Source organism: Bradyrhizobium ferriligni, from assembly GCF_056837965.1.
Genome location: NZ_JBXEJO010000255.1, coordinates 1 through 465, shown reverse-complemented (window position 1 = coordinate 465; position 465 = coordinate 1). Strand labels below are relative to the sequence as shown.

Genomic DNA, 465 nt, shown 5'->3' with positions numbered 1-465 from the left:
TGGTAGTTGAAGTATTGCACCGTCGCGTAGCGCGAGCGCAGCGTAGCGTTAGGCGGTGTTGGCTGTCCGTCCTCGTCGATCGATGGGTGATGTTGGCTGCCGGAAAAAAGGGAAATGATGGGCGACACGTCGGTCATGTTCGAAGCCTCGCCGAAGTGCCAACGCACCGGATCGCGTACGTTGCCCGGCACGCCCACGCAAAGGCCCGCAAGCGCGCCTTCCCTCTCGCGGATGAAGACGATGCCCGACGCCTCGAGCGTACGCGAGACAATATCCATGCGGAGCTCCAACTCGTCGGGCGTGTCCGCGTAGACCGCGATGGACGCTGCCAGCGCCCCGAACCGCCCGACACGCCGCTTGGCATCGTCCTTGAGCGCCTTGGCTTGGGCGCCGATGCTAGTCTTGGGCGTATCGTCGCCGTCGATCGCATCCTGCGGGGCTGCTGCCATGCGGACGAGCTTGCGT

At 64.5% G+C, this 465-nt stretch carries 1 protein-coding gene; it reads right to left on the bottom strand.

Annotated elements, in window-relative coordinates; genetic code table 11:
* Nucleotides 1-449 (bottom strand): hypothetical protein (locus AC1VNY_RS42620; RefSeq protein WP_482409692.1); only part of this gene is annotated, 449 nt, incomplete at its 3' end.
* Between the last annotated feature and the right edge of the window lie 16 nt (nt 450-465).